This is a genomic window from Microcystis aeruginosa NIES-843 (assembly GCF_000010625.1).
GTDB classification, from domain to species: Bacteria; Cyanobacteriota; Cyanobacteriia; order Cyanobacteriales; family Microcystaceae; genus Microcystis; species Microcystis aeruginosa.
Genome location: NC_010296.1, coordinates 1,839,154 through 1,854,427, shown reverse-complemented (window position 1 = coordinate 1,854,427; position 15,274 = coordinate 1,839,154). Strand labels below are relative to the sequence as shown.

The 15,274-nt window shown below is 37.2% G+C and carries 18 protein-coding genes and 6 pseudogenes; 15 read left to right on the top strand and 9 right to left on the bottom strand.

What is annotated here, in order from left to right; translation table 11 throughout:
- The first annotated feature begins 411 nt into the window (after positions 1 to 411).
- The 6 genes and pseudogenes from MAE_RS09075 (at position 412) to MAE_RS09060 (ending at position 4,510) form a co-directional block, all read left to right on the top strand.
- Complete coding sequence (locus MAE_RS09075; protein ID WP_012265316.1) at positions 412 to 1,359, top strand: metal ABC transporter solute-binding protein, Zn/Mn family; 948 nt, start codon at positions 412 to 414, stop codon at positions 1,357 to 1,359.
- Between the two features lie 113 nt (positions 1,360 to 1,472).
- On the top strand, positions 1,473 to 2,168 hold the full coding sequence (locus MAE_RS09070) for a metal ABC transporter ATP-binding protein (RefSeq protein WP_012265315.1): 696 nt from the start codon (positions 1,473 to 1,475) through the stop codon (positions 2,166 to 2,168).
- 143 nt (positions 2,169 to 2,311) lie between these two features.
- Positions 2,312 to 2,410 (top strand): annotated as a pseudogene (locus tag MAE_RS36030) (DUF29 family protein); the annotation flags it as partial.
- A 180-nt stretch (positions 2,411 to 2,590) separates the two neighbouring features.
- Positions 2,591 to 2,848 (top strand): DUF4160 domain-containing protein, encoded by a 258-nt coding sequence (locus tag MAE_RS29070; RefSeq protein ID WP_002792623.1) that lies wholly within the window; start codon positions 2,591 to 2,593, stop codon positions 2,846 to 2,848.
- Entirely contained in the window at positions 2,802 to 3,140 is a 339-nt protein-coding gene (locus MAE_RS09065) for a DUF2442 domain-containing protein (protein ID WP_012265313.1), read from the top strand. Before MAE_RS29070 ends, MAE_RS09065 begins: the two co-directional genes overlap by 47 nt.
- Positions 3,141 to 3,712: 572 nt before the next feature.
- Complete coding sequence (locus tag MAE_RS09060) at positions 3,713 to 4,510, top strand: hypothetical protein (protein WP_002735130.1); 798 nt, start codon at positions 3,713 to 3,715, stop codon at positions 4,508 to 4,510.
- A gap of 397 nt (positions 4,511 to 4,907) precedes the next feature.
- On the opposite strand, the pseudogene MAE_RS34855 reads toward MAE_RS09060, so the two are convergent.
- The 5 genes and pseudogenes from MAE_RS34855 to MAE_RS29065 all read right to left on the bottom strand — a co-directional run.
- A pseudogene (locus MAE_RS34855) lies at positions 4,908 to 5,054 on the bottom strand (PIN domain-containing protein); the annotation flags it as partial.
- A gap of 230 nt (positions 5,055 to 5,284) precedes the next feature.
- On the bottom strand, positions 5,285 to 6,142 hold the full coding sequence (locus MAE_RS09050; protein ID WP_002732125.1) for an IS5-like element ISMae4 family transposase: 858 nt from the start codon (positions 6,140 to 6,142) through the stop codon (positions 5,285 to 5,287).
- A 124-nt stretch (positions 6,143 to 6,266) separates the two neighbouring features.
- Positions 6,267 to 6,545: pseudogene (locus MAE_RS09045) on the bottom strand (type II toxin-antitoxin system VapC family toxin); the annotation flags it as partial.
- Positions 6,535 to 6,768 carry a hypothetical protein gene (locus tag MAE_RS09040; RefSeq protein WP_002755783.1) on the bottom strand — a complete coding sequence of 78 codons (234 nt, stop codon included), beginning with the start codon at positions 6,766 to 6,768 and terminating at the stop codon, positions 6,535 to 6,537. The pseudogene MAE_RS09045 and the gene MAE_RS09040, both read right to left, overlap by 11 nt.
- 67 nt (positions 6,769 to 6,835) lie before the next feature.
- Positions 6,836 to 7,015, bottom strand: coding sequence for a hypothetical protein (locus tag MAE_RS29065; RefSeq protein WP_012265310.1), 180 nt, complete (start codon positions 7,013 to 7,015; stop codon positions 6,836 to 6,838).
- A 60-nt stretch (positions 7,016 to 7,075) separates the two neighbouring features.
- Between MAE_RS29065 and MAE_RS09035 the strand changes: the two genes are divergently transcribed.
- The 3 genes from MAE_RS09035 (at position 7,076) to MAE_RS09025 (ending at position 8,097) form a co-directional block, all read left to right on the top strand.
- Positions 7,076 to 7,330, top strand: coding sequence for a hypothetical protein (locus MAE_RS09035; protein ID WP_012265309.1), 255 nt, complete (start codon positions 7,076 to 7,078; stop codon positions 7,328 to 7,330).
- Positions 7,331 to 7,637: 307 nt separating this feature from the next.
- Positions 7,638 to 7,904 (top strand): hypothetical protein, encoded by a 267-nt coding sequence (locus tag MAE_RS09030; protein ID WP_002798441.1) that lies wholly within the window; start codon positions 7,638 to 7,640, stop codon positions 7,902 to 7,904.
- Positions 7,894 to 8,097, top strand: coding sequence for a DUF2283 domain-containing protein (locus tag MAE_RS09025; protein ID WP_002792612.1), 204 nt, complete (start codon positions 7,894 to 7,896; stop codon positions 8,095 to 8,097). The genes MAE_RS09030 and MAE_RS09025 overlap by 11 nt, the downstream gene beginning before the upstream one ends.
- 389 nt (positions 8,098 to 8,486) lie before the next feature.
- Here MAE_RS09025 and MAE_RS09015 read toward each other — a convergent pair whose 3' ends face one another.
- The 3 genes from MAE_RS09015 to MAE_RS09005 form a co-directional block, all read right to left on the bottom strand.
- Positions 8,487 to 8,990: a hypothetical protein gene (locus MAE_RS09015; RefSeq protein ID WP_231859753.1), complete on the bottom strand. Its 504-nt coding sequence runs from the start codon at positions 8,988 to 8,990 to the stop codon at positions 8,487 to 8,489.
- A gap of 157 nt (positions 8,991 to 9,147) precedes the next feature.
- Positions 9,148 to 10,302, bottom strand: coding sequence for an ISL3 family transposase (locus tag MAE_RS09010; protein WP_012265305.1), 1,155 nt, complete (start codon positions 10,300 to 10,302; stop codon positions 9,148 to 9,150).
- A gap of 48 nt (positions 10,303 to 10,350) precedes the next feature.
- The gene (locus tag MAE_RS09005) at positions 10,351 to 10,698 is read right to left on the bottom strand and encodes a hypothetical protein (RefSeq protein WP_012265304.1); all 348 of its coding nucleotides are present in this window, start codon (positions 10,696 to 10,698) and stop codon (positions 10,351 to 10,353) included.
- 172 nt (positions 10,699 to 10,870) lie between these two features.
- On the opposite strand from MAE_RS09005, the gene MAE_RS29060 reads away from it, so the two are divergent.
- Positions 10,871 to 11,820, top strand: a protein-coding gene (locus tag MAE_RS29060; RefSeq protein ID WP_076611860.1) for an IS630-like element ISMae26 family transposase whose coding sequence is annotated in 2 segments (ribosomal slippage) — positions 10,871 to 11,213 and positions 11,213 to 11,820 — 951 coding nt in all. Because the reading frame shifts where the segments join, the coding sequence is not laid out codon by codon here.
- A gap of 1 nt (position 11,821) precedes the next feature.
- Here MAE_RS29060 and MAE_RS08990 read toward each other — a convergent pair.
- Positions 11,822 to 12,907, bottom strand: a complete 1,086-nt coding sequence (locus tag MAE_RS08990) for an AAA family ATPase (RefSeq protein ID WP_012265303.1) — start codon at positions 12,905 to 12,907, stop codon at positions 11,822 to 11,824.
- A gap of 257 nt (positions 12,908 to 13,164) precedes the next feature.
- Between MAE_RS08990 and MAE_RS29055 the strand changes: the two are divergent.
- From MAE_RS29055 to MAE_RS08980, 5 genes and pseudogenes are all read left to right on the top strand, one after another.
- Positions 13,165 to 13,329 (top strand): annotated as a pseudogene (locus tag MAE_RS29055) (DUF29 family protein); the annotation flags it as partial.
- A 438-nt stretch (positions 13,330 to 13,767) separates the two neighbouring features.
- Positions 13,768 to 14,034, top strand: a complete 267-nt coding sequence (locus MAE_RS08985; protein ID WP_002798441.1) for a hypothetical protein — start codon at positions 13,768 to 13,770, stop codon at positions 14,032 to 14,034.
- Positions 13,985 to 14,128, top strand: a pseudogene (locus MAE_RS36025) (DUF2283 domain-containing protein); the annotation flags it as partial. The gene MAE_RS08985 and the pseudogene MAE_RS36025, both read left to right, overlap by 50 nt.
- A 134-nt stretch (positions 14,129 to 14,262) precedes the next feature.
- Positions 14,263 to 14,367, top strand: a pseudogene (locus tag MAE_RS36385) (DUF2283 domain-containing protein); the annotation flags it as partial.
- Positions 14,368 to 14,796: 429 nt separating this feature from the next.
- A complete protein-coding gene (locus MAE_RS08980; RefSeq protein WP_012265300.1) occupies positions 14,797 to 15,237 on the top strand; it encodes a DUF29 domain-containing protein in 441 nt (146 codons plus the stop codon).
- Positions 15,238 to 15,274 lie beyond the last annotated feature (37 nt).

The window sequence follows — 15,274 nt, the reverse complement described above, 5'->3', positions numbered from 1 at the left end:
AAAAGTCTTACCCAACAAGGTTTTTAGATTTATTCAGCAAGCTCTAGTTAAGCTCTCCTGAATTTATACTGCCTATTGGGAGTTCTAGTACAAATGCTCAGGCTTCCTCTCCCAACTCCGGCACTCCGGTGCAGTCTTAACGAGTATCAGTTTCCAGTTTACCCACTACTTTTTGGGGTTAATTTTTTTGGGCTTTACTTGACTTGACCAGAGGGGGGTCGCAGGCGCACGGATTTTCCATTATCTATATAATATCATGTCAAGCGTTAGTTAGCAAGAGAAAATTTTTAATTGGGAGCGAAAGATCGAAGGACGAAAAACCAGTACATCTATACCGAAATATTTTCAGAATGATAACGATTCTCACCGACTGTGATAAGATCAGAATCATAATCAGACTCAGTTAATCCGATGGGTAAAAAATTCCAGTTAACAGCGATCGCTTTAACCCTGACTATAGCCAGCTTAACAGCTTGTAGTGGTCCCTCGGTCAAGGAAGAGGAAGCAAAGACACCCTTACAGGTGACAGTGAGTATCGTACCGCAGGAATATTTTGTCAAACGTATCGGCGGTGATAGAGTCAGTGTTAATGCCATGATTCAACCCGGGACAGATCCCCACACCTATGAACCAAAACCCGAACAATTAAAAACCACAGCCCGATCGCAAGCCTATTTTAAAATTGGTGTATCCTTAGAAGATGCCTGGAAAGATCGCTTAAACAGTGTTAACCAACAGATGTTAATCGTCGATACCAGTCAAGGAGTAGATAAAATCCCTTTGACAGCAGAACATAATCACGATCATGACCATGATCATAATCACGATCAGGATCATGCCAAGGCAAAAACAGAGCAAGCTGGAAAAAACACCCTAGATCCCCATATTTGGTTATCACCAAAACGAGTCAAAGCACAAGCAGAGACTATTTATCAAACCCTAGCACAACTCGATCCCGGTCAGGAAGCCATCTATCGGGCTAACTTTGAAAAATTCAGTCAGGAATTAGACGCATTAGATCAAGAAATTCGGCAAAACTTGGCAGGGATTAAAAACAAAAAATTTATGGTATTTCATCCCGAATGGGGCTATTTTGCCCAAGATTACGGTTTAGAGATGATTGCGATCGAAATCGACGGTAATGAACCCAGTGCTGCCCAGTTAAGTCAACTAATCAAACAGGCCAAAAAAGAGAATATAAAAGTTATTTTTACTCAACCAGAATTTAGTCAGAAAAGTGCCGAAACTATTGCTAGGGAAATTGGGGGACAGGTAATCCCTATCAGTGCCTTTGATGAAAATTGGAGTGAAAACCTGCGACAAGTTTCCCAAAAAATGGCCACAGTTTTAAATCAGTAATTGCTTGTATATGTAGCTAGACACAATTAATTGCACATATCTAACTACCTCTTGCCTATTGCCTATTGCCTTTTGCCTATCCTAACCAAGAAGTTAATTTTGCCCTATTGTATATGTCAACGATCATTACCATTAATCATCTCTGGGCCGGCTACGAACAGGAACCGATCCTCGAAGATATTAATTTAACCATTGAAGAACTGGATTTTCTGGGAATTATCGGCCCGAATGGAGGAGGAAAAACTACCCTCCTTAAGGTTTTACTGGGATTAATTAAACCTTGGCGGGGAGAAGTCAGTATTTTGGGGCAAAGTGTCCAAAAAGGTCGGGAATTAGTCGGTTATGTGCCGCAGTTTGTCGAATGTGATCGCTCATTTCCCATCACTGTGGGTGAGGTGGTGAAAATGGGGAGATTGAGCAGCAAAAAACTCTGGCAAGGCTATAGTAAAAAAGATGAGTTAAGGGTAGATAAAGCTTTAGATAGTGTGGGAATGTTAGCGTTGAAAAAAAGGTCGATTGCTGAACTTTCGGGGGGACAGCGCCAACGGGTTTATATCGCTCGCGCTTTAGCAGTAGAACCCCGTCTCTTGATTTTAGATGAACCCACTGCCAGTGTCGATCCCCAAATGCGTGCTAGTATTTTTTCCCTGTTGCAAGAATTGAATGAGTGGATGACCATTTTAATTATTTCCCATGATCTGGGAACCCTATCTACCTATGTTAAATCGATCGGTTGTCTCAATCGTCGTCTCTATTATCACGGCCAAAAATCTCTCACTACCGCTATGTTAGAGCAAGTGTATTGTTAAAAGTTTTCTCCCTTTCTACTGTCAAAACCCTTGACAAATCCCCGCACTTGACATATACTCGTATATATAATGGGAATCCGTGCCTGCCTGCAAACCCTCTTTTTTTAGGTTAGATAAGCGTCAAGAAAATAAAAACCTAATACCTGACCAGCGCTAAAGACTTATACGAACAAGACTATCTTGCTTGGTTAGAAGAAACGGCCAAACAACTGCGACAAAGACAGACAGATGTATTGGATTGGGGAACCAACAGAGACAAAAATTATTATTATTAGTTGTAAATTTCATTATGACTAGGCTCAATGTAATCGCTGTTATTTTGTTGATTAAACTTTAAAATTGTCATTGCTGGAACGCCGAGGGCGATCGCTTACAATAGGGGGAAAACTTTTAGAAAGCAACCTTTATTACTATTCTTACTCATGCCCACTCTATCAAGCTTCTATGGAATAAAAATCACCATGAACTATAACGATCACAATCCGCCTCATATCCATGCCGAGTATCAAGATTATGAAGCAGTTATAATGATTCACACAGGTGAAGTTTGTGGTCAAATGCCCAAAAGAGGACTAAATCTAATATGGGAGTGGCTTGATCTACACCAATCTGAACTATTGGAGAACTGGGAAAATGCGCGTCAAAGAAAACCTCTTAACAGAATCGATCCCCTTCCCTAAAAAAGAGCTATTTCTTCACGTTATCTGTGTGGAATATCTGGATAAGTATCAATTAAAGCTAACCTTTAATAATGGAATAGAAGGGATTGTAGATTTAGAACAAGAATTGTATGGAGAAATCTTTGAACCCTTAAAAGATAAAAGTTTATTTCAAAAAGTATATGTAAATAGTCGGACAATAGAATGGCCAAACGGAGCAGACTTGGCCCCTGAATTTTTATTTGAAATTGCTCTCGACAAGCAACCAGTTAGTATAGTCGGTGATCCTGTAGGATACGCTAATAAAATGTAACGGACCAAATTGTTTTCTTAACAATAATTATCTGATTTGCGATTATTTTGGCCTTTAGTGCGATCAGGTTTTCTTCTCATGGTGTGATCGCTTTTTGATCAGGAGCGGCGATCGCTAATTGCCGTCTTGACTTAAAAGATAGTTACTTAACGCGCTTTTTTGCTTTTAATCATAAGGAAAATAATTGGGTGCAGACGATTCCTGAAACGGGTTGGAACACGATTCTTCGACTTTATGGCCCGCTCGATCCTTGGTTTGATAAGACTTGGCGACCAGGGGAAATTGAGTTAAAGTAATCCTATTGAGAATCTGGCTAGATCGCCGATCTGTTGCTTGGATTGAGGTGATAAAGTTCGGCGATCAAACTTTGTCAGAGAAAGTGGGCGCGGTAACTTGACAATTAGCCAAAAACTTAGTTATCATGTCTCTACAATATCAGTGATCGCATTTTTAGGTGTATACTCCCTCATTCTCCTACCCTAACATTTTCGATAAAGCTGCCGCTTATTGCGAGAAATTACACCCAAAGAGACTAAAATTTTAATTAAATTATTAGGCAGATTGTAAATCCCATGAATACAAGAGAAGCTATTAAGGATATTGTTGTGCCATTGTTATCGGCATTTACAGCGATAATAGTAGGAATATTAACTTACAATGTATCTGACCAAAATGCTAAGACAGAAGCTAAGTTTAAGGATACAGAAGCAAGGTTTAGGGAAATAGAAAGTAAGATATCAGAATCAAAAGAACAGAGAGAAGAAAGAGAAAGTACGCAAAATTTTAACTTTAAAATCTATGATCTTGTTCTTAAGTCCGTTGAAGAAAAAAATGCACAAAAACAAGAAGTTGCAAAAACCTTTATAGTAGTAATGGTAGACGACCCATTAAGAAGTTCTCTGTTAAAAGTACTAGAAAAAAGGGGTGAACCACAAGTTCGTCAAGATGTCGAAAAAACATTAAATGCAGAAAAAAACAGTAGCTATACCGAAGGTACAAAACCGACAGTTTCTGGGAGCAAACAGCGGTCAGATAAATGGGGAAAATGGGATATTGATGTTTTTTGGTGCTCATCTTCTTTAGATAAGATAACGGAATTGCAAGCCAATAAAATAGCAAAACAAATACTATTAGAAGGCGCAGAGGGTAAAATTAGGGTTAGAGAATTACCCGATTCAATTAATGCTAAATCTGGGTATAGAGTTAATGGTTATGTCATTCGGAGAAATGATATTAAAAGGGAAAGAGACATAGCAGACGATTTAAAAAAATTAGGTGATTCAACACTGGGCCAAGATATTTTTACTTTGCAAACTACATTACAAGATACTCCTGGGTATGTAAGTGTATTTGTATGTCCTGGCAGGTAATTTAACGTTATGTACCGTAATTATCTGATTTTTGAGATGTTTATTAATGTGATCGCTGTCATCTTGTTGATTAAACTTTAAAAATGCGATTATTTTGGCTTTTGAGTGCGATCACTGTTTATCTTTTTTATTCAAGGGTAAGGGGCGGTCTATTTGGCGTTTGAAAGTGCGAGCGCTGTCATCTTGTGGATTAAACTTTAAAACTGCCATTGCTTGGGATAGGAACGCAAAGGGCGATCGCTTTTTGATGATGGGGAGGGGCGATCGCTTTTTGATGATGGGGAGGGGCGATCGCTGTTGGGAGGAGCAATTTTTGGGGAATAGCGATCGCTTTTTGAGAATGAGGAGGGGCGATCGTTTTTTTTGGGATGAGAAGGGGCGATCGCCTGCCCTGAGATTAATCTCTCAACAAAGCTCGAAAACCAGCTTGCTGAAAATGAATATCCGTTGTTAATGCTTCCGTTATTCTACGCTCTTCCATTACAATAAAAGAAATACAGTCAACAATTCCCCAATTTTTATCGTTTCTTTGACAATAGAACTCTTGCAAATTAATTATATGTTATAATGATGGGTTAACTAATTTTCCCCAAAAAATTAGTTAATCAGTACATTCGTCCTGAATGAAAACTTGAAGTTTAACTTTTAACTCAAAACTCTTTAGAGCTGCTTTAATTTGGTTATCAAAACCTCTTTATTTAAGCGGCACAAACTATCTCAATTTTTATAATTGAGAATAAATTCTCCTTGACTTGATTAATCTTTAGGCAACTTTTAAGAAGCTGCTATACCTATCCCTAACTCACAGTTATAAATAGCCGCCAACAAGTTAACTCTTAAACTATATCTTCGACGACGATTCCGATATTTACAGGATAAGATTTTAAAGATTTTGAGTTTCCTATTTATATGTTCAATGATAATCCTTTCTTTAGCTAAAGCCTTGTTATACTCTTTTTCTAACTCTGTTAATTTTCTATTTTTCGATTTCTTTTTCGGTGTATAACTATTACTATGGTATGCAGCTATTCCCTGATAACCACTGTCTTCTATGCTGGTAGTTAAAGGATGAAAACGAACTCGACTTTTTTTAAATAAACTAAAATCATGACCTCTACCTTTCCCACAGAAGACACAGATAATTTCCTCTGTATTTTGATCAGCTACTAATTGGGATTTTAAAGTATGATAACCTCTTTTACCCGAAAAAAAATCTTTCTGTTTCTTTTGGGGGCGTTCAATGGGAGTTTCCGTTACATCCATTACCGTTATGACCGGTATCTCTGCTTGATTGAGTAAAGCTTTTTTTCCTTTTAAACGGAAGTTTCCCGATTGTAAAAGCATTTTTTCCGTCTTATTTACAATCCGACATATAGTTGATTCTGATAGTTCCCAGCTTGTACCAATGTGAAAATATGTTCTATATTCTCGCCAATATTCTAACGTTACTAAAACTTGTTCTTCTATAGATAGTTTAGGTTTCGGTCCCCTTTTAGATGGTGAATTAGAGTCGGCTTCAACACTTTTTACTGATTCTACCATCTTTCTATATGTTTGTTTGTACACACCGAAACGGCGTTTGAATTGTTCATCTGATAAGTTTTGATAATCCATAATTTTGCTAATAAACATAGCAAAATTATAGATGATTTCCTGACCTAAGATCACATTTTATTCTTTTTTCCACTTCAATCTAAGAATTGAGAAAAAAGCAAAACCTTATATTATACCATAAAAAAATTATGCAAGAGGTCTAATATAGTTGAAAAGCTTTTTGATAAAGAATTTCCGATAAGGGAATAACTGTCACTGTTCTGTCCTTTTCTAATGAGGACAATAATTTAATTGACTTAGAGCGATATTTTTGTTTAGATAAAGCATTGCCAATCTCTAAAATAATGGCTCTGGTTGTAACTAAAGGTGTTTTTGAAGTTTTTAATTGTTGGGCAATGGCAAGTGCTTTATGATGATAATCGTCCGTAGATGAAGATAAAGCGATCGCATAACTTGTATCGAGAAATTTCTCAGGGTTCATGCTCTTTTTCTTCACCATATAAATATTTATCTAGATTTTCTGACCAATCAGAGGGGCCGTCTAGTTGTAATGATTCTGCTGTCTCTAAAAAAGAAGTGAGTTCATTATTTTCATCCGATAAGTTATCAACAATAATGCGGACACGAGTATTAGCCTTCAATGTAACGGGTTGCTCTGGATGAAAGACCTTTCCGTCAAATAATGCGTTAATAGAATTAAGCATGATCTGTTGGTGAAATGATTTTTACTTGAAATATCTATATTATAAATGTAACACACCAAATTGATTGTTATTCGCTGTCATCTTGTGGATTAAACTTTAAAACTGCCATTGCTTGGGATAGGAACGCAAAGGGCGATCGCTTTTTGATGATGGGGAGGGGCGATCGCTTTTGGAGAGGAGGAGAAGCGATCTTGTAGGTTAAGTTGAGGTAAGGAAACCCAACATTACTTTTTTCCCAAATTACCACCCAATATCTGAGTTATAATCAATACCATCAATTCTACACCTTAATCAAATAATTTAACTTATGTCTGCTACAATTCGTGAAGAACTTCACCAACAGATTGACCGATTACCTGATGACATTGTTGAAAAAATTGCCAACTTTACCCGATTAATTTCCCCTGAGCCAAACAACATTTCAGAATATACTAATTGGCAAGATGAAGACTGGCAAAAATTTTCATTAGAGCAATTTTTCAAAGAAGAAGATGAAATTGAATATTCCCTAGCAGATGCTCAAGAAATTTATGGCTCTTCCGGACTTGGTATGGTTCGATAGGGGGGCATAAATCGACTCAATCCTTATCTGGCAAGAGATTTAATTGATTAGTTCGCTCCAGATCGCCAACAATTGACAAAAATTGCGGCAATGTCTGTCTCTATAAAGGTTTCATTCCTTAGACCTCTTGCATAAATCCGAAAACAAACGATAGAAACAATAATAGGAGGGACTTTCAGTTAATTATTTATTAGTAGTTGATAATCTTCAAAAATGTTGCTGTACAAGGATCGACTTAAGACTTTTGCAAGAGGTCTCTTATAACCCCGTCCATTGTATAAGACAAACCGAAGAACCCGAAATCCTCGTGAACTTTATTTTAAGTCACCATGCCGAAGAAAAAATTATTCAACGCCAAATCTCTTTAAAAATATTGCAGGACATCCTTAATAATCCTGAGCAAATTTTAGAAGAAGATGGACTCAAAGTTTATCAAGGTACGTTTGTCGCCATTAACAATAAAACTTATCTTCTGAGAATTTACATTAATGACTTAGTTGAGCCTCAAAAAATTGTTACACTATATGTAACCAGTAAACTTAGAAAATATAGGCAGCTATCAAATGAAAGCTAAATATGATGCTGAAGTTGACGTTTTAACAATTACCTGGCATGACACACCCGTAGAAGAAAGTGAGGCAATCAGTCCGGGGGTTATTCTTGACTATGATCAAGCAGGTAATGTAATCGGGATTGAAATTCTTAATGCTTCTCGAAAAATCGAGAATTTTTCTCCGAATGTGCAGGTAGCTATTTCTTCTCGATAAAGGTGATCGCTGATCCTGTAGTGCGATCGCTGATCTTGTAAGTTGGGTTGAGGTGACGAAACCCAACATTACCTTTATTTCTTACCTGAATTTTTTGGGTTTCACTTCTACATTTTATTCCATACCAATATCACTATCAAAGATCAGCTTTTCTGAAGCTCCCCACATCTGATCATAAATTCCTTCTTCAACATAACGGTGAAAACTGGAATATTGCCAATCTTTCGGAGCGTTTACTAATCCATGATGCACGGTATTCGAGATGATTAACAAAATCTCAATAAAAAACCCTTGACAAATCCCCGCCCTTGACAGATACTTATATATAGAATGGGAATCCGTACCTTCCTACAAACCCTCTTTTTTTAGGTCAAATAATGCGATTAAATTTATTCCTGCTCCCTGGGGTTGAGTTCTAGCTTCAGCAGTTTTAGGAGATGGGAAATATGGCAGCTTGGATTATCGCTATTGTGAGCATAAAATCTTCCTATTTGTAGTGCCAGTTGTTCTCTATATCTTTCTGGGGGTGATGTATGGTCCTCTGGAGGTTCAACTTGTAACCAATATTGCTTCGCTTTTTTGATAGTCAACAGAGCCAGCACTAATTCCGATTGGCTATTGTCGTGGCTAACTTGATATTGTTTTTGCCAAGATAGCTGTAATTTCTCCACTTCCGATAGTTCTAGGTTTTGACAATGAGAAATTCTCCCTTTAACTCTGGAAAAATTATTTTTTAAATCGGCATCATCCTTAATTTTATCTGCCATATCAAGATAAATATTTTCTAGCCTAGCAGCGGAATTTTGATAAACAGCCGAATGTTCGCTAAGAATTGATTGAATATGAGTATCGGGAAAAATAAAATAGCACTCTTTATGAATCAATCCCGTCACCCAAATTCTATGCTGTCCAACCCGATTGACTTTAATCAGTGATTTTTTATATAAGTCCTCAAAAATTTGCTCTAAATCCTTAAATGGATAGGAATCATCTAAACGTTTATTTTGTAAGTCTAAATCGGCTCTTCTGGTTTTCGTGTGTTAATTTTTGTTATGAATTAAAGCAAGCAAACAGCTTAAGTCGAAGATGTTCAAAATTGGTAAATCCATAACTCATTCTTTTAATAAGCTTTATTTTGGTATTCATTCCCTCAATTAATCCGTTGGTTGTATGATTTTCAAAGTAATTACAAATACCCTGCAAATGCTTCTGGATCATGCTGGCACTACTTTCATATAATATCCCGCCTATTCTTATCCATTTTTCCAATTTTCTCTCAGCACCTCTGAACGTTTTACTACTTTGATAAATTTGTCTAATTTCTTCTTTCATCTCCCAGGCTATTCCCAAGCAGGGATGTTCTTTTAAGATAACTTCTAGTTGTTGTTTTTGCTCGTCCTTTAAGTCCTCTTTATTCTTCCATAATAAATGAGGTAATCCTTTTTCATGCACCCCCATTAACTTTCTCAAGTTATTAAGCTCGTCATTGATGATAGCCATTACATGAAAACGGTCATAGATGATTTTAGCATTGGGAAATAATTCCTTGATCACTGCTGTAAATCCTGACCACATATCGACGCTCACTTCTTTCACCTTCTCCCGAACTGCGACTGGCCGTGCCTTTAAGGCTTCCATTAATTCTTCTTGTTTATGTCCTTTAATCACATCTAGTAAAATTTTCTTGTCCATATCTACGACCGTTGTTATGAAATCTTTATGTCCTTTTAAGTTACTAAATTCATCTAAGCTTATTCGTTCTGGTGCTTCCCACTCTTCCTTTTCTAGTTCTTTAGCACAGTGATTAAATATTAACTCAACTTCTTCCCATCCCAACCCTTCTTCTCGACTTATTTCTTCGATACTACAATTTTTTACTCTCTCATAAATCATCGATTCATAGCGAATTGTATGATGCTGTCTTAATCTCATAAAACTCAGTCTTTCGCTGATATACTTTTGGCACTTTTGACAATGAAACTGACGGCGTGGTACTTCTAAATATACTGGATTACCTAATATTGACAAGTCTCTGACTAGATTATACTCTGTCTGATTGATTCTGTCTAAGGTTTGATGGCAATTCGGACATTCAATTGTTTCATTTAAAAGAGCAAGCTTTAGGAAAATTGTCTGAGCAATTTTTTGATAATTGACCACTGTTACATTTGGTAAATCGAGGAGTTGATCAAAATTTATCCACATAACCCACCTCCTGTTCTGTGTTACTATTATACCATGCTCACACAGAACCTAGAAGAGCCCTAAATCGACGATAGCGAACAGTTGCTGGGGATTTAAATAAGAAGCTTCTGGGTTATCTTCATGCAAACGCAAAAGATTAAAGTAAGTATTTAAAACATCATTTCTATCACCACAGTTAAAAAAAGTCGGTATCTGTTGTCTCCAATCCCTAGGAACACAGGCTTTATAAAAATTAGCATCGGGAAAATCTTCCATAGCTCGATAGGATTGAGGAGATAACCTGCCGGCAGTTTTTTTGATTTCCCCTTCACAGAGGATGACAAATTTATTACGAATTTGACGGTTTGCCAGAATAAATTGACAATGTTCTAAAAGTTCTGTTTCCCTAAGACTCATGGGTTAGTTTCTCCATCTTTATTTCAATAGTTTTGGTTCTATCTCTTTAACATGAGCGGGAGTTAAAGCTTGACAGAGTTCATAGGAATGAGTGGCTAAGATATAGCAATTCTTGGAGCTATGAGGTACAATGGAAAGCAAATAGACAAATAATAGAACTTACCAGCTTCCTATGAGACCCTATTCCGTAGATTTTCGCCAAAAAATTATCGATGTCTGGAAGAAAGAAAAAATTTCCATTCGAGGACTAGCCCAGAGATTTGACGTGGCTAAAAGCTTTATTCAGAAGTTATTGAAGCAACATAAAGAAACAGGAGATATCCGTCCTCGTCCGCAAGGGGGAAGTCCGCCAACCAAGTTAAATAGTGAACAACTGATAATTTTAATAGAAATCATCGAAGCTAACAATGATGCAACTCTCGAAGAATTATCGGACTTACTGTATGAAAAGACACAGGTGAAAGTCAGTAGAGCCACCCTGGGGCGGCTTACGCAAAAACTCAATTACAGTTTCAAAAAAAAACACTACACGCGGCGGAAAAAGAAAGTGACAGGGTACAGCAAAAAAGAGTGGAATACTGGTCAGAAGTTCGGGAAATTGAGGCATCAAAACTAATTTTCATCGATGAATCGGGGGTAAATTTAGCCCTTTTGAGACTCTATGCTAGAGCCTTAATTGGCCGAAGAGCTCGGGGAAGAAAACCACAAAAAAGAGGGAGAAATATTTCAATAATTAGTGCTATAAGCTTAGAAAAAGTTGTCGCATCAGTCAACATATACGGTGCAGTGGATGCGGTAACATTTGAAGGATTTATTCTCAAGGAAGTGCTGCCAAAAATTAAAGAAGGAGACTGTCTGATCATGGATAACGCCAAGATTCATCTCGGAGAAATGGTCAGAGAAATAATCGAACAAGAAAAAGCTAGACTCATCTATTTACCTCCTTATTCTCCCGAATTCTCTCCTATTGAAAACTTTTGGTCAAAAGTGAAAGCGACGTTAAGAAAACTGAAGGCGAGAACTTACAAAGACTTAATAGAAGGGATTGAATTGGCTATGTTAGAAGTTACTCAAAAAGATATTCGCAATTGGTTTACTCACTGTTGCTACTGTACCTCATAAGTCAGAGAATTGCTATATATTGATTGCTAGGTTCCCATTCCTGCAAGTCCTCAATAATTTTATATTGCCAGTCGGGATGGAGAGCAATCTCAATTTCATCCATCAAGACAATCGCATCTTTTATCCTACGATACTTTAGCCACAGATAGATACTTAATCGCTTCAGTTCCCCATGACTCAAATCCTCTGGATATAATTCTTCTCCGTTTGTGTCTCCTTTGAATTTAAAGGTAATCCTCGATATATCTTTATCTAAATTAATTTCTTTGTCGGATAAAATTGAATTTAATTTTTGTCTTCTTAGTTGATAATTATTTCCATATTCACCAGTTTCTATAGCTTGGGCAAAATCTTGATCACGAGCCATGATAAAGTAATTAATCAATAGCTCAACTGGCAGAAAATCGTAGGTAAATAAGTTGCTAAGTTTCTTTTTAATATCTGCCATGGCTAAATAATAGTTACTAGAGTCTGGATTCCCTTGATTTATCTGAAAAAGACTCTTGTTAGTAGCTTTGGGTAAAAAGATAAAAACTTGCGTTGAAGGTGCAGCTAAAAATATTTTTGAGGATAATTCTTTCATGAATAATTGACATTCTTCTTGGGTGGCTTGACTAAATTTACACAACAAAAATATCTCTTCATTCTTCTGGTTTTTGGCTTGACAAAGATATAGGAATTGACCGTCAATATCAGATACAAAGTGTTTTATATAAACATCTCCGAAATCATATACAAATTGACCGTCAAGATCAGATACAAATTGTTTTACATAAGCATCTCTGCAAATAAAAAAATCTAGTTTTACTTCTTCCCGATTGTCGGTTAGAATTTCAAAAATAGCCAGGGTTTTCTGCTCTAACTCATCTTCTAGTTGACATCGATGGAGTACATTTACCACATATTCTATCTTTTCTGGATCACCAGAACAATGAAGCAGGATAAAAATTAATTGTAGAAGGGTACTTTTGCCACCGCCATTTTGACTACCGATAGGGAAGATCTGGGGAAAAAAGTCTTTCTCGAAACTAATATCAATATTCTTTAACACTCGAAAGTCAGGAACTTGAACCCGTAGTAACCGCATTGTCAAAACTCCTGTAATCCTATCCTCTTGCTCATCTGCTTATTGTAGCTCACAGGCAAAGGTGAAACAATCTCTTATCCTACCGGCCAAATTCTGGTAGATTTTTTCAAAAAAACCCTTGACAAATCCCCGCCCTTGACAGATACTTATATGTAGAATGGGAATCCGTGCCTGCCTGCGAACCCTCTTTTTTTAGGTTAGATAAGCGTCAAAAAAATAAAAACCTAATACCTGACCAGCACTAAACAGGATAGGGTATGACAACTAAAGACTTATACGAACAAGACTATCCTGCTTGGTTAGAAGAAACGGCCAAACAACTGCGACAAAGACAGACAGATGTATTAGATTGGGAACATCTCGGAGAAGAAATCGAAGCATTGGGGAACGAACAGAGACATAAAGTGCGATCGCCGATCTTGTAGGTTGGGTTGAGGTGACGAAACCCAACATTGCCTTTATTTCTTACCTTAATTTTTTGGGTTTCACTTCGTTCAACCCAACCTACATTTTATTCCATACCAACTATTAGTGACGAAACCCAACATTGCCTTTATTTCTTACCTTAATTTTTTGGGTTTCACTTCGTTCAAACCGACCTACAGTGCGATTATTTGCTTTATAATTTTTGCTAATCCAGGCTCTTCGGGACTTGGTATGGTTCGATAGGGGGGCATAAATCGACTCAATCCTTATCTGGCAAGAGATTTAATTGATTAGTTCGCTCCAGATCGCCAACAATTGACAAAAATTGCGGCAATGTCTGTCTCTATAAAGGTTTCATTCCTTATAACCCCGTCCATTGCATAAGACAAACCGAAGAACCCTAATCCCTTACAAAAAAATACTCCGAAATCCTCGTGAACTTTATTTTAAGTCACCATGCCGAAGAAAAAATTATTCAACGCCAAATCTCTTTAAAAATATTGCAGGACATCCTCAATAATCCTGAGCAAATTTTAGAAGAAGATGGACTCAAAGTTTATCAAGGTACGTTTGTCGCCATTAACAATAAAACTTATCTTCTGAGAATTTACATTAATGACTTAGTTGAGCCTCAAAAAATTGTTACACTATATGTTACCAGTAAACTTAGAAAATATAGGCAGCTATCAAATGAAAGCTAAATATGATGCTGAAGTTGACGTTTTAACAATTACCTGGCATGACACACCCGTAGAAGAAAGTGAGGCAATCAGTCCGGGGGTTATTCTTGACTATAGACCTCTTGCATAAATCCGAAAACAAACGATAGAAACAATAATGGGAGGGACTTTCAGTTAATTATTTATTAGTAGTTGATAATCTTCAAAAATGTTGCTGTACAAGGATCGAATTAAGACTTTTGCAAGAGGTCTTATGATCAAGCAGGTAATGTAATCGGGATTGAAATTCTTAATGCTTCTCGAAAAATCGAGAATTTTTCTCCGAATGTGCAGGTAGCTATTTCTTCTCGATAAAGGTGATCGCTGATCCTGTAGTGCGATCGCTGATCTGTAGGTTGGGTTGAGGTGACGAAACCCAACATTGCCTTTATTTCTTACCTTAATTTTTTGGGTTTCACTTCTACATTTTATTCCATACCAATATCACTATCAAAGATCAGCTTTTCTGAAGCTCCTCACATCTGATCATAAATTCCTTCTTCAACATAACGGTGAAAACTGGAATATTGCCAATCTTTCGGAGCGTTTACTAATCCATGATGCACGGTATTCGAGATGATTAACAAAATCTCAATAAAAAACCCTTGACAAATCCCCGCACTTGACAGATACTTATATATATAATGGGAATCCGTGCCTGCCTGCGAACCCTCTTTTTTCAGGTTAGATAAGCTTCAAAAAAATAAAAACCCGATACCTGACCGGCGCTAAAGAGGATAGGGTATGACAAATAAAGACTTATACGAACAAGACTATCTTGCTTGGTTAGAAGAAACGGCCAAACAACTGCGACAAAGACAGACAGATGTATTAGATTGGGAACATCTCGGAGAAGAAATCGAAGCGCTGGGGAATGAACAGAGACATAAAGTAGATAGTTATCTCCTACAATTGCTCATTCATCTGCTTCTCTACCAATACTGGCCGGAGGAACGAGAAAGATGTGCGCGGGGATGGCAGGACGAAATCGGTAACTTTCGGGTGGAATTAGAACTTTTATTGGAGTCAAAAACCCTTTATAACTATTTTTTAACCAGAATCGCCGTTATTTACCCCAAAGCAGTGAAGCGAGTCCGACAAAAAAGCCAATTACCGGCCGCTATCTTTGCCGAAAGCTGCCCCTATAGTCCCGAACAAATCCTCGATTCCGATTTTCTCCCCTAAAATTCTGGCAGATTTTTTCAAAAAAACCCTTGACAAA